The sequence below is a fragment of the Chryseobacterium sp. FR048 genome, from assembly GCF_056844665.1.
On the sequence record NZ_JBXDSE010000005.1, the window covers coordinates 258,073 to 284,888 of the forward strand.

Below are 26,816 nucleotides of genomic sequence, written 5' to 3' on the forward strand. Positions count from 1 at the left end.
AATTCCAAAAACGTATATTCGAAAAAAATTATAAATTTGAAAAACTAAAAGAAAATAATGAAAGCACCTGTACTGTTGAAATCATCACTATTAACGTCTTTATTTGTTATTACCTCTTGTGCCACTACAAAATACAGTGAGGATGTTTCAAAAAACAACTATTCTAATCTGGAAGCCGGAAAAATGTATAAGGTTACCATGAGAGACGGATCACCAAAACAGAAAATCTTCTTCAGAAACATTGTTGGAGACAACCTGGTAGGAACAGCAGGCAAGAAAGACAGTACAGAAGTAATCATTCCTAAATCTAATGTAGCCGCTGTAAAAGACAGCAGAAAAGCAAGAATTGCAACCGGAGCCACGATCATTGGAGCTGCGGGTGTTGCTGCCATCGTGATCAGTTCATCAAGAGCTGACTAAAATAGATTTTATCTTTTAAGGTATATTTAATATATCTTTTAAAAATCAACATATGAATAGCCCTAAATAAATTTTTAGGGCTATTTTTGTTCATGATTTCCTTGACCCCGTTACAAACATTACAAAATGTTGAGTTCAGAAATCTTCTTACCGGGAGATTTTTTATTGTTTTAGCTTTCAGAATGCTGGCCACGTTATTAGGATGGTGGGTGTATCAATTGACAAAAGATCCTTTTTCGATAGGGCTTATCGGATTTTCGGAGGTAATTCCTGCTGTAAGCTGCGCATTGTATGCCGGACATGTCATTGATATGAACGAAAAAAAGAGATTACTGCTTATTTGTAATTACGCCTATATTTTCCTGATCGGGCTTCTTCTGATTCCCGCCTTCCTGAATGTAGAAATGCATTTTACAGGATACCAGATTACTTATTTCATTTATGGAGTTATATTTTTAACAGGGATTGCAAGAGCTTTTATCGGGCCTATTGTACCATCAATGATCCCTAAGATTGTAAAAAAAGAAAACCTTCCGAATGCCATTACCCTAAACCAGGCAACGTTCCTGATCTCTTCAGTATGTGGCCATGCCATAGGTGGTCTTCTTATCGGATATGTTGGGGTAAAATGGACATTGGTAGTCATCTTATCCTTAATATTTCTCGCTTCTTTGTTTTTCTGGCAGCTTAAGAAACAACATTCCGAGCATAAAAAGGAAATGGTAAATGTTGTGGAAAGTATGCGTGAAGGGATTTCTTATATTTTTAAAACCAAAGAGATTTTAGGAGCGCTATGTCTTGATATGTTTGCCGTACTTTTCGGAGGGGCTGTTGCGATGATCCCAGTATTTGCTACGGATATTCTCAACTCGGGAGCCGAAGGATTCGGACTTCTGAATGCTGCTTCAGACATAGGAGCCATGTTCATCATCACCATTCTTTCTATTGTTCCGCTTAGAAAAAATCAGGGAAAAATACTTCTTGTCGTAGTGACCGGATTCGGACTCTGCATCATTGGATTCGGGCTTTCCAAATTATACTGGCTCTCTTTTATTTTCCTTGTCATGAGCGGAATGCTTGACGGAATTTCGGTCGTGATCAGAGGAACAATTGTACAGCTGAAAACTCCGGATCATATAAGAGGCCGTGTTCTTAGTGTCAACTCGATCTTCATCATGTCCAGCAACGAAATGGGACAATTTGAAAGCGGCGGAATGGCGAGACTCATGGGAGTAGTACCTTCTGTCGTCTTTGGGGGATGCATGACTGTCCTGGTTGCACTTCTTGTAGGAAGTACCAATCCTAAATTAAGAAAAATGCAATACTAAGCCATTATATACCAAATACTTTCAAACAGTACCTAACAAAACAAGAATTCGAAATACTTAAAATCAGAATAGAATGTTTTCTATTCTGATTTTAATTTTATACCTGCTTATCAATTTTTTTTTCCTGAATTTTATTTCAAATATTCACTCAAACCACTTATATATTTACAATCCCATATAATTAGAGTTAAATAAAAAAATACCATATTAAAAAACAATTCCATGCTTTCATTAAATAGATACTAAAACATTCAATTTAACGTTAATAATTTCATATATTTGCTACAAAATATCCCCTTTATGAATAAACTTTTATTTATTTTAAGCTTTTTCGTGACCGGTTTTTGGGCAAGTGCCCAGACTTTTTCAGATCAGGCTTTACAGCAGTCTGTACAGCAGTTCAACAATGCTAAAACAGACGGTGACTACGATACTCTTTACAAGGTATTTTCGGAAGCTAAAACTTCAGAAAAGTGGAAGGCTGATTATTATGCAGCAGTAGCGATGTACCTTAAGACTCAGTACTTATTACAGTACACGACAGACCGCCCCATGGCCGAGTCTAATAACCTTGCCAAAAAACTGGCTACCCAGGCACTTGCTTCTGACAAAAACAATGGAGAAATCAACACTCTTCTAGGACTTATTTATGCCCAAAGAATCAGAACGGTAACTTCTACGGATTATCAGAAGGATTTGAAAACAGCCAATGAGTATGCAACAAAAGCAGCTTCTCAGCCTAAGAACAATCCAAGACTTACCTTTTTGAAAGCTGAAATAGCAGCCCTTTCCAGTAAGAAAGCTGAAGCCGTAGAGTTTCACTCGAAAGCCGTAAATGAATTTAATGCTACTGACCTTTCATCCGGTTCTCCAAGCTGGGGAAAGCAATTAGTTAATCAATAAAAACGAAAGAATACACAAGGATTTTGTATAATGTGTTCCAATAGCATATCCATTATACTTCCGGAAATCATAAAACATGATCAGTATTCTTTCAGACATCATCGTTTTAACATATGTTTTTTAAATCTCCTCCTATGAAAAAAACACTACTTGTTTTTCTACTTATATTTTCGCATATTTTCTATGCCCAGTCTGACTGCGCAACGGCTATGGCTGTTTGTGGTAACTCAGACATTTCATATACTCCGAACGGCTACGGTAACACCCTGGAAAATATGGGCGGATGTCTATCTGACGAAAAATATTCAGTATGGTACACTTTCACCATTGCAACCGCAGGAACTCTTACTTTTGAGATCATCCCAAATGACCAGGTAAAAGATGACTATGACTTCTCAGTATATGGTCCTAATAAAACCTGTGCCAACAGAGGAACACCGCTTCGAGGATCCTTTTCATCCAAAAAAGGAAATACTGGTCTCAACATGACCACTACCGTTCTTTGCGACCCGGCTACCGGAGACAAATGGGCAAAATATATTGATGTATTACCAGGTGAAACGTATTACCTTTGCGTAAACAACTGGAGTGAATCTGCCAACGGATTCAGACTGGCATGGGGCGGAACTTCTTCCCTATCTTCACCATTCTCTGATCCTAACGTACAGCCACACCCTTTCAACCCACCAGGACAACCGGCGGCTAATCCACAGGACCCAAGAGAGGTAATCATCTGTTCAAATCCTGCTACTTTTGACTTTTCATCATTATCAGCAGGGATAATCAATGGTAATCCTAACTTTAACGTTACTTATCATACCAGTCAGAATGATGCCTTAACATCAAATAACCCTATTACTCTTCCTCAAACAGTAACAACAACAGGTATTTATTATTACAGTATAAGCTATACTGACCCTACCAATCCTAATAACCCTATCAACAAGTGTAAACAGACTGGTAAGTTTAAATTTAAAGACGGGAAAATTAAGGCCACGAACGTTACATTGACCATGTGTAATAACAACAATGCCGGAACAGCAACCTATGATCTCAGCACAGCTGATATTATTGCAGATCCTACGGCTACCAAGAAGTTTTATTACACGCTTTATGATCTGAATAACGGGATCAATGAAATCACGAATATCTATCAGTTTGTTTCTGCTGAAGGAAAAATTTATGCGAAAGTAACTTCTCCTTTCGGATGTTCTGACATTGCTGAAATTACCCTAAAGTTCTATGGACAGGTAATTGCAACAGACGCTGACATAAGAGCGTGCTTTATAGAATCCAATCCATCTACAGGATTATTCAATCTTACGAATGCCGGTGTTACTTTACCAACAGCAACAACGACTAAAAGATATTTCCCTTCATTAACGGACGCCAAAGATGGCACCAATGAAATTTTAGCTCCAAAAACATATATCGCTCCAACCGGTGTAGTATATGTAAGGGTAACTGATAACAGAGGATGTTATGTTATTGTAAAAATAAATCTAACTGTAATTGCTCCGGTAACATCAAGCGTCCTTGTAGACAAGATTATTTGTATAGAAGACACGACTACTCTGGATGCAGGACCAGGATTCAAGAGCTACGAATGGAGCACTGGAGCTACAACACAATCTATTCAGAATGTAGGAGTAGGAACGTACTGGGTAAAACTAAAAACAGGAGAATGTGTTGCCACTCAAAAAGTAACAGTATATCCTTCTGAGCAACCTGTTGTAACCAACATTGACGTTACCAACACTACACTTACCGTAAATGTTATAGGAGGAACTCCTGATTACCAATACTCTTTAGATAAAATTATATGGCAACCTTCTAACGTATTCAATAATATCGCCAGAGGTACTTATAAAGTATATGTAAAAGATGCTTACGACTGCGAACCTATTGCAGTGACCGTAGTGGTTCCTAACCTAATCAACCTGATCACTCCAAATGGTGATGGCGTGAATGATGTGGTTGATTATTCCGCAATCGCAGATAAGCAGAATCTTGTATTGACTATCTTTGACCGATACGGAACAAAAATCCACCAGGGAGACAAGACCAACGGTTATAAATGGGACGGAAAAATAGCCGGTAAAAACATACCAACAGGTACTTACTGGTATACCGTAACATGGAATGAGAATGATAAAAAGAATACTCCATTCAAATTCTCAGGTTGGATCGTTGTAAAAAACAGAGAATAACCTCTCATCATACTGAAAGCCGCTGAATAGCGGCTTTTTTCTTTTTAGAAACATACTATTTATTGATAACATTTCAACCTTACCTTCTCCACGAATAATCAGACATAAGACTCTTTTTCGTATCATTTTAAAAACCACCTCAATAAGGGGTGTTTTTTTATCAACAATCTCAACCTCCTGTTTACAGGACTTTCTGAAAGACTACTAATAATTTGTTGAATACTATTTTTTAAATATTTTTTAAATAAACTATCTTTGCACCATGGCGCAGAAAGAAACATTATCATCCCTGACACACGGAAACTTTGCAAAAGAATTGTCTATTGCGGATGGAAAAATGCCTCCCAATGCAGTGGATTTCGAAAGGCTTGTTATCGGAACTTTTTTAATTGATAAAAAAGGTCTGGACCACTCTATTGACCTCCTTACTTCGGAAGTATTTTATGATCCCAGACACCAGATCATCTTTTCTACCATCTTAAAGCTTTATGAAGGTAACCATCCTGTGGATCTTATGACAATCATCCAGGAGCTGAAAAAAGAAGACAAACTGAGTCAGGCTGGTGGTGATCATTATATCATTGACCTTACCATGGGGGTAAGTTCATCTGCCCATATTGAATATCATGTACGTGTCATTCTTGAAAAATATATTTTAAGAAGCCTGATCAATGTTTCTGCCAATGTAATCGATTCTTCATATAAGGAATCGACAGATGTATTTGAACTATTGGATAAGGCAGAGCAATCCTTCTTCGAAATCACCAACGGAACGATTAAGAAGGGATTCGATACCGCCAACTCATTGGTAAAACAAGCTATTGATACGATTAAATCTCTAAAAGATAAGCAGGGACTTTCCGGGGTACCTTCTGGATTCAGAGATGTGGATAAGGAAACAGGGGGCTGGCAGAATTCCGACCTCATCATTATTGCAGCCCGTCCGGCGATGGGTAAAACAGCATTCCTTCTTTCCATGGCAAGAAATATTGCTGTGGGCCACAAAATCCCTATGGCACTATTCTCTCTCGAGATGGCCTCCGTACAGCTTATCACCAGGATGATTGCTTCTGAAACCAGAATTTCGTCCGAAAAACTAAGAAAAGGAACACTAGACGACGAAGAATGGCAAAGACTATTCTCCAATGTATCGGAATTAGAAAACGCTCCTTTATATATTGACGAAACTCCTTCCCTTTCGATATTCGACTTCCGGGCCAAATGCCGAAGACTGGTAATGCAACATGGGGTAAGACTTATCATGGTCGACTACCTTCAGCTGATGACAGCAGGTGGAGGCGGAAAAGGGGTTGGAAACCGTGAACAGGAGATCTCTATGATTTCTCGTTCATTAAAAGCTATTGCTAAAGAACTTAATGTTCCGGTAATTGCTCTTTCCCAGCTTTCCCGAAGTGTGGAAACCCGTCCGGGAAAAAGGCCTCAGCTTTCTGACCTTAGGGAATCCGGAGCGATTGAGCAGGATGCGGATATTGTATCTTTCATCTTCAGACCGGAATATTATAAAATCACCGTTTGGGATAATGACGAAGAAGGGCAGGAAACTTCTACAGAAAACCAGGCCGAGCTGATCATTGCCAAGCACAGGAATGGTGCTACAGCAGACGTAAGATTATCTTTCTTGAAACACTTTGCAAAATTCGGGGATATTGAAGCTGCATTGGATGGAGGTTCAGGAGGAGGTGGATACAACTTTGGTGAACAGAGCGGATTCGACAAGATCAAAACGACCATCCAGCCAGGCGCGGCATTTGACCTTCCGGACAGTTCAAAACTTTCAGGTTCATCGATGAATGATTTTGACGACGATGATGATTTTCCATTTTAAATTGTGAGCGCAGAATTTTTTTTAAACTCAGACTTCTTTTCATTTAAAATAAATAACACCCTTTTACCCAAACAGATTTGAGGATCGACATTTATACAGACGGAGCTTGCAGCGGAAATCCCGGAAAAGGCGGATATGGAATTCTCATGCGTGTTCCTGAAAAAAACTATCAGAAAACATTTTCCAAAGGCTTTCGAAAAACCACCAACAACAGGATGGAACTTCTGGCTGTCATTACAGCATTGGAAAAACTGAAGTCTACAGACAACGACATCCATGTCTATACAGACAGCAAATATGTATCTGACGCGATTAATCAAAAGTGGATCGCCGGATGGATCAAAAGAGGGTGGAAAAATGTAAAAAATCCGGATCTTTGGAAAAAATTTGTTGAACTATACAATAAACATACTCCTAAAATGCACTGGATAAAAGGGCATGCAGGACATTTCGAAAATGAGCTCTGTGACAAACTTGCCGTAGCTGCCGCCGCATCTTCAGACCTTGAAATCGATACTTATTTTGAAGGAATTGAAAACAATTCTCTTTTCTAAACCCATTAACACTAATATATAATTTCAAGCACAAGATTCATTATTCTATCATAAGAAATAATATATTCTGAATAATAATTGAAATTTTTAACAAAATTAACATTAAATACATATTTATTGATTGGGATTTAATATCTTTACTTATTAATCTAAGTCCCAGTTAAATGAATAAAAAATTACTGTTTTATTTTTCCGTTCTTTTATTGTGTATCGCAGGGAAGTCCCTTGCCCAGACTTATCAGCTTGCCGGAAACCCGGTAAACACCACCGGATGGACAATGGTGTCGCCCACACAAGTAAATACGGATTTCATTCAGCTCACCCCGGATACCAACAACCAATCGGGTTCCATCAGACTGAATGACCCCATCAATTTAAAATATTGCGACAAATGGAGAGTGGAATTTGATTTCAGAATGGATTCCAACCAAACTTCCAATGGTGATGGTATTGCCTTCTGGTATCTGGCCAATCCACCGGTTGCGAGTGTACTCGGTTCCGGGCTGGGAGTTTCTCAAAATGCGGTTGGTTTTATTGTAGGGTTCGATACCTATAATAATACGACTGCCGCCACCATGAGCAAAGTGCATGTGGCTTACGGACAGGTCCAGAACACAACAGACACCAACAATGTTGAGTTTTTCAATGTTCCCAACAGCTCATTCCATTCTCCTGATCTTAATACCACACAGCCTTTTCAGGGGACCACCTATAAACATGTAGAAGTTACCGCTCAGGTTGATCCTGCAGCGCCCACCAACTGGATTGTAAAAATTACTATTGACGGAAATCTCATCTGTAACCAGTCTTTTGCCCCTTCAGGAACTGCTGCTGCAATGACGGTAGGATATTTCGGATTTTCCGCATCTACAGGCGGAGCGAGATCAAGACACTCCATTAAAAATGTAAAAATTTATACGGATAAGGTTCCTATTTTAAAAGATTCGGCAACTCAATCTTTTTGCCCTAATCCATCTACCGGATATGGAAGTGTAAATCTGACGACATTTAATTCTCAGTTTGTAAGCAATACATCCGGCTATACTTTTACGTATTACCCTTTTGGAAGCTCCACCCCTATTGCCAATCCTACAAATTATCAATTTAATGCCAACACAACGGTTACGGTAGTCGTTAAGGACAACGCAGGGGTTCTGTGTGATAATCCTGATGCTAAGATCCAGCTTGTACTGGCGCCTTTTGTAGCACAAGACAAAACTCTGACAGAATGCAACAATAATAAAATAGGAACGGCAATATTCAATCTGAATGCCGCCAACGTAACCACCGTTCCGGGAGTTGAAAAAAAATACTACAAAACACTTACTGATCTGAATGCAGGCACCAACGAAATTCTGAATCCAAACACCTACCTGTCTGCGCCTGGGGTCGTTTATGTAAAAGTAACCACTCCGCAGGGATGTACCGGCAACGCCAAAATCACTCTGGCTTTTTATCCGGACACCCCCGTTAAGGAAGCCACTCTCAGATCTTGTTTCATTGAAAACAATGTTACCAGCGCAATATTTAATTTGACTACTGCTGATGTCACTTCTCTTACAGGAGCCACCAAAAAATATTATACAACCATTAACAATGCATTAGACGGAACCAATGAAATTGTCAACTTCCTGCAATACCCTTCAACAAACACTGTTGTATATGCAAAAGTAACGGACGCTAACGGATGTTTTGCCATTGCCAAAATCAACCTCATCGTTCTTCCACCTACTCCATCTTCTATTCTGAAAGATAAAACGATATGCATAGGAGACAAGACAGACCTGGATGCAGGACCTGGCTTTGATGGCTATGAATGGAGCACCGGAGCGACTACACCCTCTATTAAAGATGTGGGAGTTGGCTTATATTGGGTAAAGCTTAAAACAGGAAATTGTATTACCACTCAGACCGTACAGGTAAAAGCATCTCCTAATCCGGTTATTTCAAGCATTGATATTGACAACAATACCATTACGGTAAATATATCTGGAGGAACATCTCCATATCAGTATTCTCTGGATGGTCACAACTGGCAGACTTCCAATATTTTCACAGGCCTTGCAAGAGGAGAAGTGAGAGTTTTTGTAAAAGATTTCTATAACTGCCCTCCTGTTGAAGTTCAGATCACTGTTCCAAACCTGATCAACGCGATCACCCCTAATGGAGACAATGTGAATGACGTTATCGATTATTCTGCTTTAGCATATAAGAAAAATCTGATATTCATTGTGTATGACAGATATGGAAACAAGCTTTACGAAGCGAACAGAATGAGAAACTTCATTTGGGACGGAACCTCCTCTGGCAAAAAAGTACATACAGGAACGTATTGGTACACCATCTCATGGAACGAAGACAATAAAAACAATACCGAAACCAAATATTCAGGCTGGGTACTTGTAAAAAACAGAGAATAAACACCTTACCTCAAAACTACCTCTTCGCATGGGGTAGTTTTGATGGTTAAAAACAAATATACTTTCGATGGAATAGAAACAACTGCTACTTCCATTGATCAATGGCTCACAAAAAACAACATTCACTACTTTTTTTATTAATAATCAAATACTTACAAATATAAAATGTCGTAAATTGTAAAATAATTAACATCACAATCAACCACTATGAAAAAACATATACTCATTTTCTTATTTGCCGTCTTAGTCTGCTTACCCGGAAAATTATTTTCCCAAACCTATCAGCTCGCTGGAAATCCAGTCAACACAACGGGCTGGGATCTTGTTTCCGATGCTATAGTAAGTACAGACTTTATAAGACTTACCACCGACCAGACAAGCAAATACGGAGCAATAAAATTAGCCACTCCCATTACGCTCAGCTATTGTGATAAATGGAAAGTGGAATTCGATTTCAGAATTGACGGAAACGGAACTACCCAATTCGGGAGAGGAGACGGCTTTACGTTCTGGTACCTTGCCAACCCTCCAACAGGTTTCGTATCGGGAGGCGGATTAGGAATTCCTGCTAACGCCTCAGGATTAATGGTAGGATTTGATATTTTCAACAATACTACCGAAGGTCAGATGAGTAAAGTACATATCCTGTATGGTACCAACAATACGGCAGGAAACAATATTGAATTCAACAACACCCCGGGAAGCACATTCCATTCTCCGGATCTCAACCCTACCCAGCCATTTGTGGGAGATACGTTCAGACACGTAGAAGTAAATGGAGAAACCGATCTTTCTAATCCAACGAACTGGATCATCAAAGTAAAAATAGACGGAGTATTGATTGTTGATCAATCTTTTGCTCCTTCCGGCGGTGCAGTGGGAATGTCTCAGGGATACTTTGGTTTTTCTGCAGCAACGGGAGGAGCCAGCGCAAGACATTCTATTAAAAACGCTAAGGTATTTGTAGATAAAGTTCCTATTTTGAATGCAACGATCACTCCGTTTGTCTGTACAAATCCAACTACCGGAACCGGAGTCGTAGATCTTACTTCTTTTGCTTCTCAATTTGTGAATAATCCTGGAAATTATATCTTCACCTATTATGTATTGGGAAGCTCTACTCCTATTGCCAACCCAGCAAGTTTTCAATATTCAGGAAATACCACCATCAAAGTAGTCATCAAAGATCCTACATCAACTCTTTGCGACAATGGCGACGGGATCATCAAGCTCAACCCTACTCCATTCGCAGCAACCAATGCAAGCCTCACCGCCTGTAATAACAACAATGCAGGAACGGGGACATTTGATCTTAATTCTGCTACAGTCACAACACTTACAGGGGTAACCAAGGAATTCTACCCGACTCTTTACGATCTGAACAACGGAACAAACCAGATCACGAATCCTTACAATTATGCATCGGGGGCAGCAACAATTTATGTAAAAGTAACCACTGCCCAGGGATGTTTAAGTACCGCAAAAATAACCCTGAACATTTATCCGGTAGTCACCGTAAATGACACCGAAATAAAATCCTGCTTCATTGAAAGCAACCCATCAGTAGCATCGTTTAATCTGACAGGAGCTGTTGTTTCCCAGAATGGAACCATTAAGAAATACTATCCTTCTCTAACTGACGCTATCAACGGCACCAATGAGATCTCTACCCCGGCAGCTTATATTGCTCCTAATGGAGTCGCTTATATAAAAGTATTCAATGGAAATAACTGTTATGCAATCGCAAAAGTAACTCTTACAGTAATCCAGCCGGTATTATCCAGAATACTTATCGATAAAACGATCTGTATAGAAAGTAAGACTACATTAGATGCAGGAGCCGGCTTCAAAAGCTACTTATGGAGTACCGGAGCTACAACACAATCTATCCAAAATGTAGGAGTAGGAACCTATTGGGTAAAACTGAAGACCGGAGACTGTACAGCAACGCAGACCGTAACGGTATATCCTGCCGAAAACCCGGTAGTAACCAATGTTGACATATCAGGCAACACTGTAACGGTAAACGTTAACGGCGGTACTCCACCTTATCAATATTCTATGGATAATGTAAACTGGCAGGACTCCAACACATTCACCAATGTAGCAAGAGGTGAAGCTAAAATATTTGTAAAAGACAGCTACAATTGTGCTCCTATCGAAATCAATATCACTGTGCCTAACCTGATCAATGTGATCACCCCGAATGACGATGGAATCAATGATTTTGTTGACTATTCCGCATTGGCCGGTAAAAAGAATCTTGAAATAGGAATCTTCGACCGGTATGGTTACAAAATATTCCAGGCAGACAAAAGCAATGGCTACAAATGGAAAGGAACCAACAATACCAACAGAAAAGTTCCTACAGGCAATTACTGGTATTCTGTTTCATGGAACGAGAATAACAGAAACAGCACCCCGATACAGTTCTCAGGCTGGATCGTTGTAAAGAACAGAGATTAACCATACATTCCATATTTCATTACAGAAATCACTCCGCCTGACGGGGTGATTTTTTTGTATAATCCTGCCCGAGATATTTCATTTTAAAGGCTCTTTATTCATATTCAATGCTTAAATTTGTGCTATGAATTATTTGGAAGCTTTAAGCAGAAGATATTCTGTAAAGAAATTTAATCATCAAATTATTCCTCAGGAAACTCTTCATAATATTCTTGAGTCAGGAAAATTATCTGCTAGTTCACAGGGACTTCAGCCGTACAAAATTGTGATTGTTGAAAGTGAAGAGATGAAGCAGAAAATGATTCCTGCTTTTTATAACCCTTCTCAGATATCCACCTGTTCCCATCTTATCGTTATTATCTCAAAGAAAACCATTGAGGAAAGCTATATCCGTGGGTATTTTAAGCATATTTCGGAAGTAAGAGAAGTTCCTCTTGAAACGCTGGACCCATTCAAAAACAGTATAAGCCAGCATATTCATCAAAAAACACAGGATGAGATTTTCAATTGGGCAGAAAAACAGTCTTATATCGTATTAGCCAATCTGATGTACGCTGCTGCTATAGAAAATATAGATTCATGCCCAATGGAAGGATTCAGGCAGGATGTGATAGAAGAGATTCTGAACATCAATCCCGAAACAGAAAAAGTAACCGTTACCCTCGCTTTAGGCTACCGCTCTGAGGAAGATCCCTTCCAGCACATGAAAAAAGTAAGAAAACCAAACGAAAAATTGTTTAAATTTATTTAATTATTTAAACGATTGTACCTAAAGCAAGCATATGATAAAAGCGGATGTATTAGTAATTGGTTCCGGCATTTCCGGACTTTCCTATGCCATTAAAGTGTCTGAACAGCACCCTGATGCCAAAATCATCATCGTAACAAAATCTGATGAAGACGAAAGTAACACCAAATATGCTCAGGGCGGGCTCGCTGTAGTCACTGATTTCCAGAAAGACAATTTCGAAAAACATATCGAAGACACCATGCGTGCCGGAGATGGAGAAAACCAGCGTGACGTTGTAGAAATGGTGGTGAAAGAAGCTCCTGCAAGATTCAATGAGATTGTAGAATGGGGAGCCCAGTTCGATATGAAGAATGGTAAATTTGCTTTGGGAAGAGAAGGTGGCCATACAGAAAACAGGATTGTTCATCATAAAGACATCACAGGTTTTGAAATTGAAAGAGCTTTGCTTGAAACTGCCAACAGCAGTCCGAACATTGAAATCCTGGATCATCATTATGTGATCGACATTATCACTCAGCACCACGTTCCCGGCAAGGAACTGAACGAAGGGGACATCCACTGCTACGGAGCTTATATTCTGGATGAAAAATCCAAAACCATTAAAAAGATTACGTCTAAAATAACACTGGCTGCCACAGGAGGCGCTGGACATGTTTATAAAAATACAACCAACCCAACTATTGCCACCGGAGACGGAATTGCTTTCGTAGCCCGTGCCAAAGGAAAGGTTTCCAATATGCAGTATTACCAGTTTCATCCTACAGCTTTGTATAGCAAAATGGATGGAATGTTGTTTTTAATTTCAGAAGCAGTACGTGGAGACGGAGCGAAATTAAGAACCAAAAGAGGCGAAAAATTCATGCATAAGTATGATGAGCGTGAAGAACTTGCATCAAGAGATATTGTCGCAAGAGCGATAGACGCCGAAATGAAAATTACCGGTGATGAATTTGTAGGCTTAGATTGCAAGGAAATGAATCATGAAAAATTCCTGGAGCACTTCCCGAATATCTATAAAAAATGTAAAGACGAAGGTATTGATCCTTTCACCCAATTGATCCCTGTTGTTCCAGCATGCCATTACTTAATGGGAGGAATTGAAGTAGACAGAGACGGCCAATCTTCTATTAAAAATCTTTTTGCCGTGGGTGAATGTACCAATTCAGGACTTCACGGAGCCAATAGACTTGCTTCAAACTCTTTGCTTGAAGGTCTGGTATTCGGTCACAATGCTGCTATGAAAACAGTAGAACTTCTGAACGAAAATAATTTCAATTTTGATGATCTTAAAGCCGTTCCGGAATGGAATGAAGAAGGAATGAAGATTATGGATGAAATGGTTATCGTCAGCTACCTGAGAAAACAACTTCAGGAAATGATGAGCGACCTTGTAGGGATTGTAAGAAGCAACAGACGTCTGAATATGGCATTACAGAAACACCAGGAAATTGCAGCAGCCGTGGATGAAATATACCACTACTCTATTCTTTCGCCGCAGCTTTCAGAATTAAGGAATTTAACAACTGTTGCCCACCTTATCATTACCCAATCTATGGAAATGACAGAAAATAAAGGAGCGTTTTACAATAAAGATTTAGCATAAAATATTTCAGAATTAAAGGAATGGAAATATTTAGCCTGAGGATTCTTACTATTGTTAATATTCTATATTTTTTACGAATATTCATATTCTCAATAATGATAGTAATTCCCATGTCTATTCTTTTCCTTTTCAAACTCCATAATCTTTCATACTTAATATTTCTTACTGCATTAGGTGTTTCTCTATTTCTAACACAATATATATTTGGATTTTTTAAAAAGAAGGTTATTTCCAGAGCGAAACACCCACTACCAATAAATTTATTATGCAATATTATTAAGTTGGGAATACCTTACTATTTCGGAAATAAGAAATTTGATCTGGATGAAATTATTACTGATAACCAATTGAATCTGACGCTTTATTATATTAACAATCCACAATATCCTATTTTAGAGTTCAGAAAAAATAAACTTTTGTTTCACAATCGCGAATATCGCTGGGAGGATCTCAATTGGAAATATTTTCTTGATCCCACTTTTAAATCTGGAAAAAGCGAGGGAAAATATGTTATAGAGTTTGAAGGTACAGATCCGGATAACAATCGAATAAAAAATAAAATAGAATTTGAAAAAGTAAAAGCTAAAGAAAATGAAGTAATTTTGTTATTCATCATTCACGATTTATTATTCGGAAAAAGATCATCTTATTATTACTAAAGTCAAAAATATGAAAAGGCCAGCATACGTTACAGATAAAGTATTAAAAACATTTATAAAAACTGCTCTTGAAGAAGACATTCAGGATGGAGATCACTCTACGCTTTCTACCATTCCGGAGGACCTTGAGCAAAGTGCCAAACTTTTGGTAAAGCAGGACTGTATTCTTGCGGGTGTAGAGCTTGCTGAGATTATTTTCAAAACTTTTGATAAAAACTTAAAGATAGAAAGATTTCTAAAAGACGGTGACCTGGCAAAAGTGGGAGATATTGCTCTTATCGTAACCGGAAGCGCGAGATCTATTCTTTCTACGGAAAGACTTGTTCTCAACTGTATGCAGAGAATGAGTGGGATTGCTACTCTTACGCACGACTGGGATTCAAGACTGGTGGGTACAAAAACCAAACTTTTAGATACAAGAAAAACGACCCCCAACTTCAGGGTATGTGAAAAATGGGCGGTAGCCATAGGCGGTGGCACCAACCACAGATATGGTCTTTATGATATGATTATGCTGAAGGATAACCATATTGACTACAACGGAAGCATTACCAACGCGGTGAAAATGGCAAAGGACTATGTTAAGAAGAACAAAAAAAAGTTAAAAATAGAAGTAGAAACCAGAAATCTGGAGGAAGTTCAGGAGGCCATCAACGCCAAAGTGGACAGAATCATGCTGGATAATATGGATGTAAAAACGATGAAGCAGGCTGTAGAGATGATCAACGGTGCATGTGAATCTGAAGCTTCAGGAGGAATTACCCGAGATATGCTCAAAGAAATTGCATCTACAGGAGTTACATATATCTCTGTAGGAGCCCTTACACACTCGGCTGAGAATATCGATTTGAGTCTCAAAGCAGTGAAATAGCATTATATTTTTAATAAAAACACCCCCACTTTGTTAAAAACTCAATAACATGACTTTTTTCATACAAAAATTCATTTTTTCACCATTTTACTGACAATCAAAAGATTAACGTTATTAAGACTGATTAAAAATTAACATTGAGTTAATAATAGTTAAAATATATTTTGCGAATTTTGCAGAAAATTAAATCTAATTATTACTAACGATTATGAAATTAATCAACAAAACGATGCTAACTGCAGTAATTACTTTATCTACAGCTAGTATCTATTATGCTCAACAAACTCAAGACACGGTTAAAACCAAGTCTAAAGACATTGAAGAGGTAATCCTAAGAGGTGTAACCGATATCGCTAAAGATAGAAAGACACCAGTGGCAGTCTCTACAATCAAAGCAGCTCAAATTCTTGAAAGACAAGGAAACCAGGAGCTTGTTGAACTATTGAACACAACTCCTTCTGTTTATGCAACAAAAGGTGGAGGTGGTTTTGGAGACTCCCAGCTTACCATGCGTGGTTTCGAATCCAGAAACATTGCAGTAATGGTAAACGGTATGCCTGTTAATGACATGGAAGGAGGTACTGTATACATGTCTAACTGGACTGGTTTATCAGATGTAACAAGTACTATGCAGGTACAAAGAGGACTTGGTTCTTCTAAGTTAGCCATTGCTTCCGTAGGAGGTACAATGAACTTCCTTACCCGAGCTGCTGATATGAAGCAAGGTGGAGCAGTAAGATTAGGTATCGGTAATAACGATTTCTTGAAAACCTCTTTTGCTTACAATACTGGTAAATCTGCTAATGGATGGGCCGCTTCATTCTTAATGGCAAGACAAGCAGGAGCTACTTATGTACAAAATACAGACTACGAATCATATACTTATTTCTTCGCATTAGGTTACCAGCCAAACAAGAAGCATAACTTACAGTTTATGATGACTTCTTCTCCACAATGGCACGATCAGAGATCTTATGCTCCAACAGTGGGTAACTATATCAAATACAATCCGGATCACGATGGTACTCCATACAGACCATACAACTCTGATTACGGATACTATACATCTCCAGACGGAAGAAGAACCAACATAGCGAATGCTATGAACTACTATTCTAAGCCTGTAATGATGTTGAACTGGGATTGGACAATCAGTGACAAATCTACTTTAAGTACAGTTGCTTATATGTCTAACGGACGTGGTGGTGGAGCCAGAAACCTTGGTAAACTAGGAACTAAAGGAATGGCTGACTTCTATGACGCAGAAGGTCATTACGATTATAATGGAATCTTTGCAGCAAACGCAGCTGTAACTCCTACTTTAGGGGTAGCAGGAAACACTTTGGTACGTACTTCAAGTGTAAACTCACACAACTGGTACGGAATCTTGATGAACTTCCAGCACAAAATCAATGACAACTGGAATTTCTCCATAGGTACTGATGACAGATACTACTATGGATACCACTATCAGGTACTTTCTGATTTATATGGAGCTTCTGGTTACACAGATGGATCCAATAAAAATCTTCCAACAAATAATATCGTTCGTAACACTTATGATTATCAAAAGCTGAACTGGAATCCTTTCGGTGGTTCAAATGCACCAATGGAGGACAGAGTTTCATTCAGTAATGATGGTGAGGTACTTTGGTACAGTGGTTTCGGACAAGTAGAATATTCTACTGAGAAATTAACTGCTTATGTACAGGGATCCGTATCCAACCAGGCATATCAGAGAATTGATGACTTTGTAAAACCAGGATCAACTCAACAAGGTCAAACTGTTGACAGAAAAACAGGATTTAAAAACCTATTTGGATTCAATATTAAAGGGGGAGCTAACTATAACATCAACAGCAACCATAACGTATTTGCTAATGTTGGATACTATAGCAAGCAGCCTTTGATGAACTCCGTATATCCAAGTAACCAACAGGTTGTAAATCCTAACTTAACAAATGAGAAAATCTTCTCTGTAGAATTAGGGTATGGATTCAAAACATCTAACTTCAACGCGAAAGTTAACTTATACAGAACTGAGTGGAAAGACAGATGGTACAGAAGAGGAAGTGTAATTTTCGACAACAACGTAAGAGGTTACTCAGAGATCAGTGGAATTACTCAACTTCACCAGGGAGTAGAAGCTGAAGCAACTTACAGATTAAACAAATTCTTAGAATTACAAGGGATGTTCTCTTGGGGTGATTACCAATACAAAGGAAATGCATCAGGGTCTAACTTCCAGGATGACAATACTCCAATTGCAACAAACGGATCTAACACATCTACCCTTTATTTAGATAAAGTAAAAGTAGGAGGTACTAACAACAGTATTCCGCAAATGACATCATCATTAGGATTTACAGTGACTCCTGTTACAGATTTAAGAGTATATGGTAACTGGCAATATGTTGGAAAAATCTATTCTGCAATGAATATGACTGACTTCATGACGCCAGGTAACGAAGCTTTAAAATTACCAGATTTCAACCTATTCAACATTGGTGCATCTTATAAACTTAAGCTTAAAAACCCAAATCAGTATTTCACGCTTGGAGTTAACGTAAACAACCTGTTTGATACTACTTACATCCAGGATGGTGTAACGAATATCAAAGCAACTGATAAAATTAAAGACGCTAAAGATCCGGATAACGGTAAAACTTACCTGGAAGCAGGAAGAACTTACAAAGGTATCGCTGACGGAAACAGAGTATTCTTCGGATTCGGAAGAACTTGGTCTACAACCTTATCATTCAACTTCTAATACTATCATAATATTAGATATTCTCAATATGAATCCCGGCTTTGAGCCGGGATTTTTGTTATCTTTGTGTACAAAAAAATAGGATTATGGATTTTTACAACATTTTGCTGCATGCCCACAAAGGATTCGGGTATCTTGAACTTCTTTTGGTTGCATTATTTATCATTGCACTTTTGGCTACCATGTTTGGTTTCAGTGGAAAAGTGAATAAGTTTTTAAAGAAAACAACTTTATTCACAATGATCTTTTTCCACGTTCAGTTCTTATTAGGAATTATCATGCTGGTAACAACTTTTTCTAAAGGATTAAACATGGGGGAAGTAATGAAAAACGCAGCATTAAGATTTCAATATGTTGAACATCCATTTTCTATGCTGATCGCAGCGGTATTAATGACCATCGTCAACAAAAAAGTAAAATCAAACGATACCATTTCCCTTGGAATTACCATTATGGGATTGATCGCGGTAGGTCTATTTGCTTTTGCTTTCCCTTGGACAAGAGTCTTCGGGGCATAAAAACAGAAAAAAGAAATTATACATTATGCGTTATAATTTATAAATAGTTTAATCTTAAAATTTTTAATTAAATCAATGAAAGTAGCTGTAGTAGGTTCAACAGGAATGGTTGGACAAGTTATGCTGAAAGTTTTGGAGGAGAGAAACTTCCCTGTAACAGAATTAATTCCGGTAGCATCCGAAAAATCTGTAGGCAAGAAGGTGAAGTATAAACAGAAGGAATTTACGATTGTAAGCATGAAGGACGCTATAGCTGCCAAACCGGATATTGCGATCTTCTCTGCCGGAGGTTCTACTTCTCTTGAGTTTGCTCCATTATTTGCAGAAGCAGGAGTAACAGTAATCGACAATTCTTCTGCATGGAGAATGGATCCTGATAAAAAACTGGTAGTTCCGGAAATCAATGCTGATGTATTGACTAAAGAAGACAAGATCATTGCAAACCCGAATTGTTCTACCATTCAGTTGGTAATGGTTCTGGGACCTTTGAACAAAAAATATGATTTAAAAAGAGTAATTGTTTCTACTTACCAATCTGTAACAGGAACAGGTAAGGCTGCCGTTGACCAATTAAATGGAGAAATCAGCGGTGATGATTCTGCTGCTAAAGTATATCCTTACCAGATCTTCAAAAATGCATTGCCACACTGTGATGTATTTGCTGATGATGACTACACAAAAGAAGAGATCAAACTGATGAAGGAGCCTAAGAAAATTTTAGGAGACGATACCTTCAACTTAACAGCAACTGCTGTAAGGGTTCCGGTACAGGGAGGTCACTCTGAAAGTGTAAACATTGAATTTGAAAATGAATTCGAGCTGGATGAAGTAAGAAAAATCTTATCTGAAACTCCGGGAGTAGTCGTAATGGATGATGTGAAAAACAACCACTACCCTATGCCTCTGTATTCCGAAGGGAAAGATGAAGTTTTTGTAGGAAGAATCAGACGGGATCTGTCACAGCCCAAAACGCTCAACCTCTGGATCGTAGCAGACAACCTGAGGAAAGGAGCAGCAACCAACGCTGTACAAATCGCAGAATACCTTGTAGCAAACAACTTAGTATAAACTAACAAAATAAAAAAGAGTCTCAGAATTGAGATTCTTTTTTTTATCAAACTCAAATATGAATACCCGGAAAAACGCCCACAAAGATAAAATAGGATTCCAAAAGATCATCGCCATCTTTGGAGTCATTCTATTCATCGGAAAGATTATTGCCTGGAAACTTACCAATTCCGATGCTGTATTCTCCGATGCTATGGAAAGTATTGTGAATGTCATCAGTGCATTCATGGGACTTTATTCCCTGCATCTTGCAGCCAAACCTAAAGATGAAGACCATCCTTACGGTCATGGGAAAGTGGAATTTGTTACTTCGGGGATTGAAGGAGCCCTGATCGCTATTGCAGGGGTAATGATTATCTATGAGGGAATTCACAGTCTTATTGTGGGGAAAACCTTAAGTAAGATTGATCTCGGAATATGGATCATCGCAGCTACGGCGGTCGTTAATTATCTTCTCGGGTATATTTCTATCAGAAAGGGCGAAAGAGAGAATTCTCTGGTCCTTATCTCATCCGGAAAACATCTGCAATCCGACACCATCACCACTCTTGGTGTAGTAGCCAGTTTAGTGGTCGTTTATTTTACTAAAATCTATTGGCTGGATTCTGTGGTTGCCTTGATTTTCGGGCTTTATATCATCTTTGTAGGCTATAAGATCATCCGTAAATCATTAAGCGGTATTATGGATGAGCAGGACCCTGAAATACTCAATCAGGTCATCAGGATTCTGGAAGAAAACAGACATACAGAATGGATCGATGTACACAATATGAAAATACAGCAGTTCGGTGCCAACCTTCATATTGATGCCCATATCACCCTTCCCTGGTATTATGACCTCCGTGACGCCCATGGTGAGATGGAAAAAGTAATCCTTCTTCTTGCCAAAAACATCAAGAGAAATATAGAATTCAATTTCCACATGGATGACTGCAAACCTATTTCATGCCCGGTTTGCCAGATCAAAAACTGCCCGGTCCGGGAAAAAGATTTCGTTAAACGTGTAGAATGGACTCCTGAGAATGTTACGAGTGTAGATAAACATACAGCTGAATAACAAAGAAAGTAATTGTAATCAGGAATAATTTTTCAAAATTCGGATTTCAAGAACTTAAAACAAAAGCTTTACAGATTTTCTCTAAGGCTTTTGTTTTTTATTTTAAGATTAGTGCTTTATCAAGTTCTATAAGATTATTTCCAGAGTTTTTCATCTTGGCTTGAAATTTCTTTACTATAACCGCAGGGCTCAAAATAGAAACATTTCCTTTATCATCTCCCACTACATACTTCATTCCACTGCTTTTCATTTCATAAAAAGGATCATTATAATAATTTTCCATCATCTTTTGAAAATCAGCCCAACTGATCTGCTTTCCTTTTTGGGGAACAAAAAAATCACTATTTTTCACATTTTTAAGCTGTATCAGATTAAAATCATAATCTAAATCCGAATCTGATATTTTAACGATTAAACCTGGTAGGCCATTAAAAATATAAGGTCCTTCCTGTAAATTTATTGATTCTGTGAACCATGCTACCCAACGTCTTCCTCCGTAATCTAATTCTGCTTTTTGGCAGTAAAGATCCCCAATTTTCTGCTTTTCGTCAACAATTTTCCAGTTCAGCTTATCTATAGCTATGAAAAATCGGGTTTTCATCGTGGGAGTAATCATCACTTTTTGAATATCTCCTGTTTCTAAATTTTTTTTAGCAAATAATTCTGTAATGAAATATACATTTCTCCCTAATCCTAAATTCGTTTTTGTTATTAATGAGTCTGATCTCCTCTCCAGTTCTGATCTGAAAATAGACTGTTTTCCATAAATATCCAGATAAAATTTATTGACCGTTGTACTATCCTTATGATGATCTGGCTTAAATTTCAATTCATATAAACAAGTTATATTCTGGCTGTAAAACAAATTGATCATCAATATAAATACAATGATTCCTTTTCCCATGTATGTAGAATTTTAATAATTTTTAATTCAGAATTCCTCCCAGAACTTATCACAAACCTATGAATTAAACACTAAAGCACAAACGCTTCAAACCATTTAAAACCAAACCATTAAACACAAAAACAAATTCCGATAAAAAAATTATATAATACAAGTTTCTTAATGTAGAATATCCAGTATTTTTTATTGAAAACTGTTTTTTTGAGAAATCTTTTTCCTGTAATAAAACATAGGAACAATCAGCAAAATGATCAGCGGCTGAATCACAAACCGCCTCATATAAAAGGAAAAGAGGTATCCTATCTCAAATTTATTGTGAATACAGTATAAATAGATCGGAAACGCAATGGCAAAAACAATAACCATCATCACAGCTCCCTGGATCGTCCATTCTTTACTCTTAAATAAGCCGTATATGATCAGGCAGGAGCACAAAAGATTCAAGACAAACCTAAACAGATACCCTCCCATCAGCTTTCCCCACTCAAAAGGCGGAAAAGCAATATTCTGATTCGCTTCGTGGAAATAATTCAGAAAAGGATCATAGAAAAGCGTATCTTCAAAGATCCTGACACTTACCAGACCACAAATTCCTGCGATCACCAATAACCCATTAAGAATTTTCATGTTGTAAAGCAAAAAATTTAATCCAGATCATCCAAAGCAAAACCACGCTTCCATAAATCACTGCAGGAAAAATATAATCATGAAATGTTTTACCATATTCCTTATAATCTGCCATCACGATATTCAGCCCTGTAATCCTCAGAAGGTTCATGATGTAAAGTAAAACAAGCCCGGCTAGTACAAAAAGGAATGTTTTTGGCCCTTTGTAGAAAGCGAAAACAAAAGATACAAACAGGATCATCACAGAAATGGCATTACACCCTTCCACCATTCTTGTTACATAATTGTTTTTCACATAGAACCATACCTGTCCGTTCTTTACATCATTATAAAGTTTCGTTGGGTAGCCTATGCTATTTTGCAGGGAACTCACTTGATTGGCAATCCATCTTGAAAAAGGATCTAATCCCAGATCTTTCCCATTATTAAGATAAAACTGGTAAATCAGCAACAGCACCAGATAGATGATGATGAAACGAAGCAAAATTCCTAAAACAGGCTTAAAATCCTTAAACATAGTACAAAGATAAAAATTAGCCGTAAACTACACTGATTTTGAGTGAAGAAAGCTTCATTTTAAATCACAAATAAGTGTAGTAATCCATTTAAAGAATGTTTCCTGTTGATTAACTGATTTTCCATCCCAAAAAACAGAAAGAGAATCTCTTTAGAATCGATTAAAACAGTTCATCCTTCCGCTTCTGTTCTGCATTTCCAAACAATAAAACGGTCCTGTTTCCAACTCATGTTAAATTAGTATATTTGTTTCCATATTATGACTTCTGAAAACGCAAAACGATTTTTTGAAAACCATTTAGGTAAGGAATCGACCGAATTCATCACATTGGCTCAAAGCGGCTCTGCGAGGGTAAATTTCCTTGCCTCTGCCGGTTCTGAAAAATACATTATCACTTACAATGAAAATATTCCCGAGAATGAAAGTTTTCTTTACTATTCCGGACTGTTTTCTGATCTCAACCTGAATACCCCTCACATACTGGCTGTTTCTGATGACAGAAAGATGTATGTACAGGAATTTTTGGGGGCTCATACTCTTTCAGAGGTTATTGCTGAAGAAAAAGGCTCTCAGAAGGTAAGACTGCTGGTAAAACAAACTTTAGAGAAACTTTTCCAGCTCCAGACGAAGACTCTGGGGAAAATAGATTTTTCCAGAACATTTGAATATGAAGCTTATGATGAACTTCCGGTGATTCATGATCTTTATTATTTTAAAAATTTCGTTGCCGATGTTTTGGAACTTGAATACAACAAATCTACCTTACTGAAAGAATTCAAACGGATTGCAACCTTTGTTGAAGGGCTGGAACCTAAGGGAATGATGATCCGGGATTTCCAGGCAAGAAACATTATGGTGAATGAAAAAAATGAAGTTTCATTTATCGATTATCAGTCAGCGATGGAAGGACCTTTGATGTATGATGTCATTTCTTTTCTTTTCCAGGCTAAGGCCAACTTTCCTGAAGATTTTAAAAATGAGATGCTCGACTACTATATCCAATTGTCTGATGATCAGGAAACCAGGAATAAACTAAAAGATTCGGTAAAGCCAATTCAGATGATGAGATTCCTTCAGGTACTGGGAGCCTATGGCTTCAGAGGGCTGATCCAGAGAAAACAGCACTTCCTGGCAAGTCTTGAAAAAGGAATTCAGAATATCACAGATTTTGCAGCTTCATGGGAGCAGATGAAAGACTATCCGGAGCTGAATAAAGTGATCAGGCAGCTGACTTTAGAACAGACAAAAATAAAAATTGAAGAAATAGTAAATTCAAACCGTTAAGATTCTTTAAGCTGTTAAAAAAATTACAATACCTTATAGTAAAAAATAAAAAAAGAAGAAAATGCTACACATCGACATACACAGTTTTTCGTACAAGAAAGGAGGAATACCCAAAGACCCATCAGGAAACGGCGGAGGTTTTGCCTTTGACTGCAGAGGAATTTTAAATCCCGGAAGAATTGAAGAATATAAAAGCCAGACCGGAAATGACATTGGCGTTCAGGAATACCTTGAAACGAAAACGGAAATGCCTACATTTCTTGAATTGATAAAGTCTCTGGTATCCATCAATATTGAGGATTATCTGGCAAGAGGATTCGAACATCTGCAGATCAATTTCGGATGTACGGGCGGCCAGCACAGATCGGTATATTCTGCAATAAAAATCGCTGAATTCATCAAAGAAAAATATCCGGAAGGAACGGAAGTAAGCATCCATCACGATGAACAACCCCAACTCAACATCGATAATCAGTAATGAGTGGTAAGTAATTTCTTATCCTTATTATATCACTCATTATTTATCATCTCTTATTTATCACCATATGAAGGCTCTAATTTTCGCAGCAGGAAAAGGCACCAGGCTTAAACCGTTTACAGATCATCATCCAAAAGCTCTGGCAAAAGTAAATGATGTTCCCCTTTTGGAAAGAAATATCAATTATCTGAAAGGCTTCGGAATAAAAGATTTTGTCATCAACATCCATCATTTTGGGGATCAGATCGTTGATTTTCTCAATAAAAATGATAATTTCGGATGTAAGATCGAGATCTCTGATGAAACCAATGAATTGCTGGAAACCGGCGGCGGCTTGATTTTTGCAAGAAAGTTTCTTGATCACGGAGAAGATTTTCTGATCATGAATGCTGATATTTTAACCAATATAAATATCAATGCTTTAGTAGAATATCATAAAAAGATAAAAGATTTTGCTACTTTAGCAGTTTCAGACAGAGAAAGTTCAAGAAAACTTCTTTTCAATGATGATAGTGTTTTGAGGGGCTGGCTGAATGTACAGACGGGAGAACAGCGACTGGCTGAGTTCAACAAGGGGTTTAAAGCTCTTGCATTCAGCGGTGTTCATTGTATCAATCCTGTGATCTTCGAAAAAATAAAAAGAACAGGCAAATTTTCTATTATGGAAGAGTATCTGGCTCTGATGCAAACCGAGCATATTCACGGCTTTTTACATCAGGATATTCTTATAGATGTAGGGCGACCGGAATCTGTAATAGAAGCCGAAAAATATTTTAAATAATTTTTGCAATGGAAATTGATGGAACTAGGGATGAAAGTTTAGTAAATCCGGAACTTGACATTAACGAAACAAAACTGCACAACAGTTTCAGACAAAAAACATGGGATGAAACAATCACAAAAGACAGCTGGATGGTCTTCAAGGTCATGGCTGAATTTGTAGATGGCTACGAAAAACTGGCTAAGATCGGCCCATGTGTATCTATATTTGGCTCGGCACGGCTGAAACCGGAGAACAAGTACTACGAAATGGCAGTGGAAATTGCTGAAAAGATCACCAAACTGGGCTTCGGAATCATTACCGGAGGCGGTCCCGGGATCATGGAAGCCGGAAATAAAGGAGCGTTCAATGCCAAAGGAAAATCTATAGGCCTTAACATCGACCTTCCTTTTGAACAGCATTTCAATCCTTACATCAACAAGTCCTACTCTATGAATTTCGATTACTTTTTCGTGAGAAAAGTAATGTTTGTAAAATATTCTCAGGGATTTGTAGTAATGCCCGGAGGTTTCGGAACGCTGGATGAGCTTACTGAAGCATTGACCCTTATTCAAACCAATAAAATCGGTAAATTTCCGATTGTATTAGTAGGAAGCGAATTTTGGGGAGGATTGCTGGATTGGTTTAAAGCAACCTTACTGAAAGAAGGAATGATTGCAGAAGACGACCTTGATCTTTATCGTGTGGTAGATACAGCTGATGAGGCTGTGGCTCATATTAAAGCTTTTTATGATAAGTATTCTGTGAATGTAAATTTCTAATTGGCATATTATTTGTGAAC

At 38.0% G+C, this 26,816-nt stretch carries 23 protein-coding genes; 20 read left to right on the plus strand and 3 right to left on the minus strand.

Annotation, left to right across the window (positions count from 1 at the left end; all coding sequences use genetic code 11):
• Nucleotides 1–57 precede the first annotated feature (57 nt).
• The 16 genes from AC106K_RS15920 to AC106K_RS15995 all read left to right on the plus strand — a co-directional run bounded on the left by AC106K_RS15920 (nt 58) and on the right by AC106K_RS15995 (nt 21,444).
• Nucleotides 58–420: a hypothetical protein gene (locus AC106K_RS15920; RefSeq protein ID WP_482446460.1), complete on the plus strand. Its 363-nt coding sequence runs from the start codon at nt 58–60 to the stop codon at nt 418–420.
• A 92-nt stretch (nt 421–512) separates the two neighbouring features.
• Nucleotides 513–1,748: an MFS transporter gene (locus tag AC106K_RS15925; RefSeq protein ID WP_482446461.1), complete on the plus strand. Its 1,236-nt coding sequence runs from the start codon at nt 513–515 to the stop codon at nt 1,746–1,748.
• A gap of 300 nt (nt 1,749–2,048) precedes the next feature.
• Entirely contained in the window at nt 2,049–2,651 is a 603-nt protein-coding gene (locus tag AC106K_RS15930) for a hypothetical protein (protein ID WP_482446462.1), read from the plus strand.
• A gap of 134 nt (nt 2,652–2,785) precedes the next feature.
• Nucleotides 2,786–4,861: a T9SS type B sorting domain-containing protein gene (locus tag AC106K_RS15935; protein ID WP_482446463.1), complete on the plus strand. Its 2,076-nt coding sequence runs from the start codon at nt 2,786–2,788 to the stop codon at nt 4,859–4,861.
• Between the two features lie 262 nt (nt 4,862–5,123).
• Nucleotides 5,124–6,707: a replicative DNA helicase gene (gene dnaB / locus AC106K_RS15940; RefSeq protein ID WP_482446464.1), complete on the plus strand. Its 1,584-nt coding sequence runs from the start codon at nt 5,124–5,126 to the stop codon at nt 6,705–6,707.
• Nucleotides 6,708–6,784: 77 nt separating this feature from the next.
• Nucleotides 6,785–7,261: a ribonuclease HI gene (gene rnhA / locus AC106K_RS15945; RefSeq protein WP_482446465.1), complete on the plus strand. Its 477-nt coding sequence runs from the start codon at nt 6,785–6,787 to the stop codon at nt 7,259–7,261.
• 164 nt (nt 7,262–7,425) lie between these two features.
• Nucleotides 7,426–9,681: a T9SS type B sorting domain-containing protein gene (locus tag AC106K_RS15950; protein WP_482446466.1), complete on the plus strand. Its 2,256-nt coding sequence runs from the start codon at nt 7,426–7,428 to the stop codon at nt 9,679–9,681.
• Nucleotides 9,682–9,888: 207 nt separating this feature from the next.
• Nucleotides 9,889–12,147 carry a T9SS type B sorting domain-containing protein gene (locus AC106K_RS15955; protein WP_482446467.1) on the plus strand — a complete coding sequence of 753 codons (2,259 nt, stop codon included), beginning with the start codon at nt 9,889–9,891 and terminating at the stop codon, nt 12,145–12,147.
• A 124-nt stretch (nt 12,148–12,271) separates the two neighbouring features.
• Complete coding sequence (locus AC106K_RS15960; RefSeq protein WP_482446468.1) at nt 12,272–12,898, plus strand: NAD(P)H-dependent oxidoreductase; 627 nt, start codon at nt 12,272–12,274, stop codon at nt 12,896–12,898.
• 31 nt (nt 12,899–12,929) lie between these two features.
• Nucleotides 12,930–14,501 carry an L-aspartate oxidase gene (gene nadB / locus AC106K_RS15965; protein WP_482446469.1) on the plus strand — a complete coding sequence of 524 codons (1,572 nt, stop codon included), beginning with the start codon at nt 12,930–12,932 and terminating at the stop codon, nt 14,499–14,501.
• Nucleotides 14,502–14,596: 95 nt separating this feature from the next.
• Nucleotides 14,597–15,160 (plus strand): hypothetical protein, encoded by a 564-nt coding sequence (locus AC106K_RS15970; RefSeq protein ID WP_482446470.1) that lies wholly within the window; start codon nt 14,597–14,599, stop codon nt 15,158–15,160.
• 10 nt (nt 15,161–15,170) lie between these two features.
• A complete protein-coding gene (gene nadC / locus AC106K_RS15975) occupies nt 15,171–16,031 on the plus strand; it encodes a carboxylating nicotinate-nucleotide diphosphorylase (protein ID WP_482446471.1) in 861 nt (286 codons plus the stop codon).
• A 208-nt stretch (nt 16,032–16,239) separates the two neighbouring features.
• Nucleotides 16,240–18,801 carry a TonB-dependent receptor gene (locus AC106K_RS15980; RefSeq protein ID WP_482446472.1) on the plus strand — a complete coding sequence of 854 codons (2,562 nt, stop codon included), beginning with the start codon at nt 16,240–16,242 and terminating at the stop codon, nt 18,799–18,801.
• An 86-nt stretch (nt 18,802–18,887) separates the two neighbouring features.
• Entirely contained in the window at nt 18,888–19,319 is a 432-nt protein-coding gene (locus AC106K_RS15985) for a hypothetical protein (protein WP_482446473.1), read from the plus strand.
• A 75-nt stretch (nt 19,320–19,394) separates the two neighbouring features.
• A complete protein-coding gene (locus AC106K_RS15990; RefSeq protein WP_047097475.1) occupies nt 19,395–20,387 on the plus strand; it encodes an aspartate-semialdehyde dehydrogenase in 993 nt (330 codons plus the stop codon).
• A gap of 58 nt (nt 20,388–20,445) precedes the next feature.
• Nucleotides 20,446–21,444: a cation diffusion facilitator family transporter gene (locus AC106K_RS15995; RefSeq protein ID WP_482446474.1), complete on the plus strand. Its 999-nt coding sequence runs from the start codon at nt 20,446–20,448 to the stop codon at nt 21,442–21,444.
• 97 nt (nt 21,445–21,541) lie between these two features.
• Here the strand turns inward: AC106K_RS15995 and AC106K_RS16000 are convergent, their stop codons facing one another.
• From AC106K_RS16000 to xrtF, 3 genes are all read right to left on the minus strand, one after another.
• Nucleotides 21,542–22,348 (minus strand): GLPGLI family protein, encoded by an 807-nt coding sequence (locus tag AC106K_RS16000; protein ID WP_482446475.1) that lies wholly within the window; start codon nt 22,346–22,348, stop codon nt 21,542–21,544.
• A 183-nt stretch (nt 22,349–22,531) separates the two neighbouring features.
• Nucleotides 22,532–22,975, minus strand: coding sequence for an exosortase F system-associated membrane protein (locus AC106K_RS16005; RefSeq protein ID WP_482446476.1), 444 nt, complete (start codon nt 22,973–22,975; stop codon nt 22,532–22,534).
• Nucleotides 22,962–23,492 (minus strand): exosortase family protein XrtF, encoded by a 531-nt coding sequence (xrtF, locus tag AC106K_RS16010; RefSeq protein ID WP_482446477.1) that lies wholly within the window; start codon nt 23,490–23,492, stop codon nt 22,962–22,964. The genes AC106K_RS16005 and xrtF overlap by 14 nt, the downstream gene beginning before the upstream one ends.
• Nucleotides 23,493–23,750: 258 nt before the next feature.
• Between xrtF and AC106K_RS16015 the strand changes: the two genes are divergently transcribed.
• The 4 genes from AC106K_RS16015 to AC106K_RS16030 all read left to right on the plus strand — a co-directional run bounded on the left by AC106K_RS16015 (nt 23,751) and on the right by AC106K_RS16030 (nt 26,796).
• Entirely contained in the window at nt 23,751–24,776 is a 1,026-nt protein-coding gene (locus AC106K_RS16015) for an aminoglycoside phosphotransferase family protein (protein ID WP_482446478.1), read from the plus strand.
• Between the two features lie 61 nt (nt 24,777–24,837).
• Nucleotides 24,838–25,254, plus strand: a complete 417-nt coding sequence (locus tag AC106K_RS16020) for a RapZ C-terminal domain-containing protein (RefSeq protein ID WP_482446479.1) — start codon at nt 24,838–24,840, stop codon at nt 25,252–25,254.
• Between the two features lie 67 nt (nt 25,255–25,321).
• The gene (locus AC106K_RS16025; RefSeq protein ID WP_482446480.1) at nt 25,322–26,035 is read left to right on the plus strand and encodes a nucleotidyltransferase family protein; all 714 of its coding nucleotides are present in this window, start codon (nt 25,322–25,324) and stop codon (nt 26,033–26,035) included.
• Nucleotides 26,036–26,043: 8 nt separating this feature from the next.
• Nucleotides 26,044–26,796, plus strand: a complete 753-nt coding sequence (locus AC106K_RS16030; protein ID WP_047097466.1) for an LOG family protein — start codon at nt 26,044–26,046, stop codon at nt 26,794–26,796.
• Nucleotides 26,797–26,816: the final 20 nt, after the last annotated feature.

Coding starts and splice junctions, on each gene's coding strand:
- AC106K_RS16030 (WP_047097466.1), top strand. CDS start 26,044: ATGGAAATTGATGGAACTAGGGATGAAAGTTTAGTAAATCCGGAACTT.
- xrtF (WP_482446477.1), bottom strand. CDS start 23,492: ATGTTTAAGGATTTTAAGCCTGTTTTAGGAATTTTGCTTCGTTTCATC.
- AC106K_RS15980 (WP_482446472.1), top strand. CDS start 16,240: ATGAAATTAATCAACAAAACGATGCTAACTGCAGTAATTACTTTATCT.
- AC106K_RS16000 (WP_482446475.1), bottom strand. CDS start 22,348: ATGGGAAAAGGAATCATTGTATTTATATTGATGATCAATTTGTTTTAC.
- AC106K_RS16015 (WP_482446478.1), top strand. CDS start 23,751: ATGACTTCTGAAAACGCAAAACGATTTTTTGAAAACCATTTAGGTAAG.
- AC106K_RS15955 (WP_482446467.1), top strand. CDS start 9,889: ATGAAAAAACATATACTCATTTTCTTATTTGCCGTCTTAGTCTGCTTA.
- AC106K_RS15970 (WP_482446470.1), top strand. CDS start 14,597: ATGATAGTAATTCCCATGTCTATTCTTTTCCTTTTCAAACTCCATAAT.
- AC106K_RS15920 (WP_482446460.1), top strand. CDS start 58: ATGAAAGCACCTGTACTGTTGAAATCATCACTATTAACGTCTTTATTT.
- AC106K_RS15995 (WP_482446474.1), top strand. CDS start 20,446: ATGAATACCCGGAAAAACGCCCACAAAGATAAAATAGGATTCCAAAAG.
- AC106K_RS15990 (WP_047097475.1), top strand. CDS start 19,395: ATGAAAGTAGCTGTAGTAGGTTCAACAGGAATGGTTGGACAAGTTATG.
- AC106K_RS15950 (WP_482446466.1), top strand. CDS start 7,426: ATGAATAAAAAATTACTGTTTTATTTTTCCGTTCTTTTATTGTGTATC.
- AC106K_RS15960 (WP_482446468.1), top strand. CDS start 12,272: ATGAATTATTTGGAAGCTTTAAGCAGAAGATATTCTGTAAAGAAATTT.
- AC106K_RS15925 (WP_482446461.1), top strand. CDS start 513: ATGATTTCCTTGACCCCGTTACAAACATTACAAAATGTTGAGTTCAGA.
- dnaB (WP_482446464.1), top strand. CDS start 5,124: ATGGCGCAGAAAGAAACATTATCATCCCTGACACACGGAAACTTTGCA.
- AC106K_RS16005 (WP_482446476.1), bottom strand. CDS start 22,975: ATGAAAATTCTTAATGGGTTATTGGTGATCGCAGGAATTTGTGGTCTG.
- AC106K_RS15985 (WP_482446473.1), top strand. CDS start 18,888: ATGGATTTTTACAACATTTTGCTGCATGCCCACAAAGGATTCGGGTAT.
- nadC (WP_482446471.1), top strand. CDS start 15,171: ATGAAAAGGCCAGCATACGTTACAGATAAAGTATTAAAAACATTTATA.
- AC106K_RS16025 (WP_482446480.1), top strand. CDS start 25,322: ATGAAGGCTCTAATTTTCGCAGCAGGAAAAGGCACCAGGCTTAAACCG.
- AC106K_RS15935 (WP_482446463.1), top strand. CDS start 2,786: ATGAAAAAAACACTACTTGTTTTTCTACTTATATTTTCGCATATTTTC.
- AC106K_RS16020 (WP_482446479.1), top strand. CDS start 24,838: ATGCTACACATCGACATACACAGTTTTTCGTACAAGAAAGGAGGAATA.
- nadB (WP_482446469.1), top strand. CDS start 12,930: ATGATAAAAGCGGATGTATTAGTAATTGGTTCCGGCATTTCCGGACTT.
- AC106K_RS15930 (WP_482446462.1), top strand. CDS start 2,049: ATGAATAAACTTTTATTTATTTTAAGCTTTTTCGTGACCGGTTTTTGG.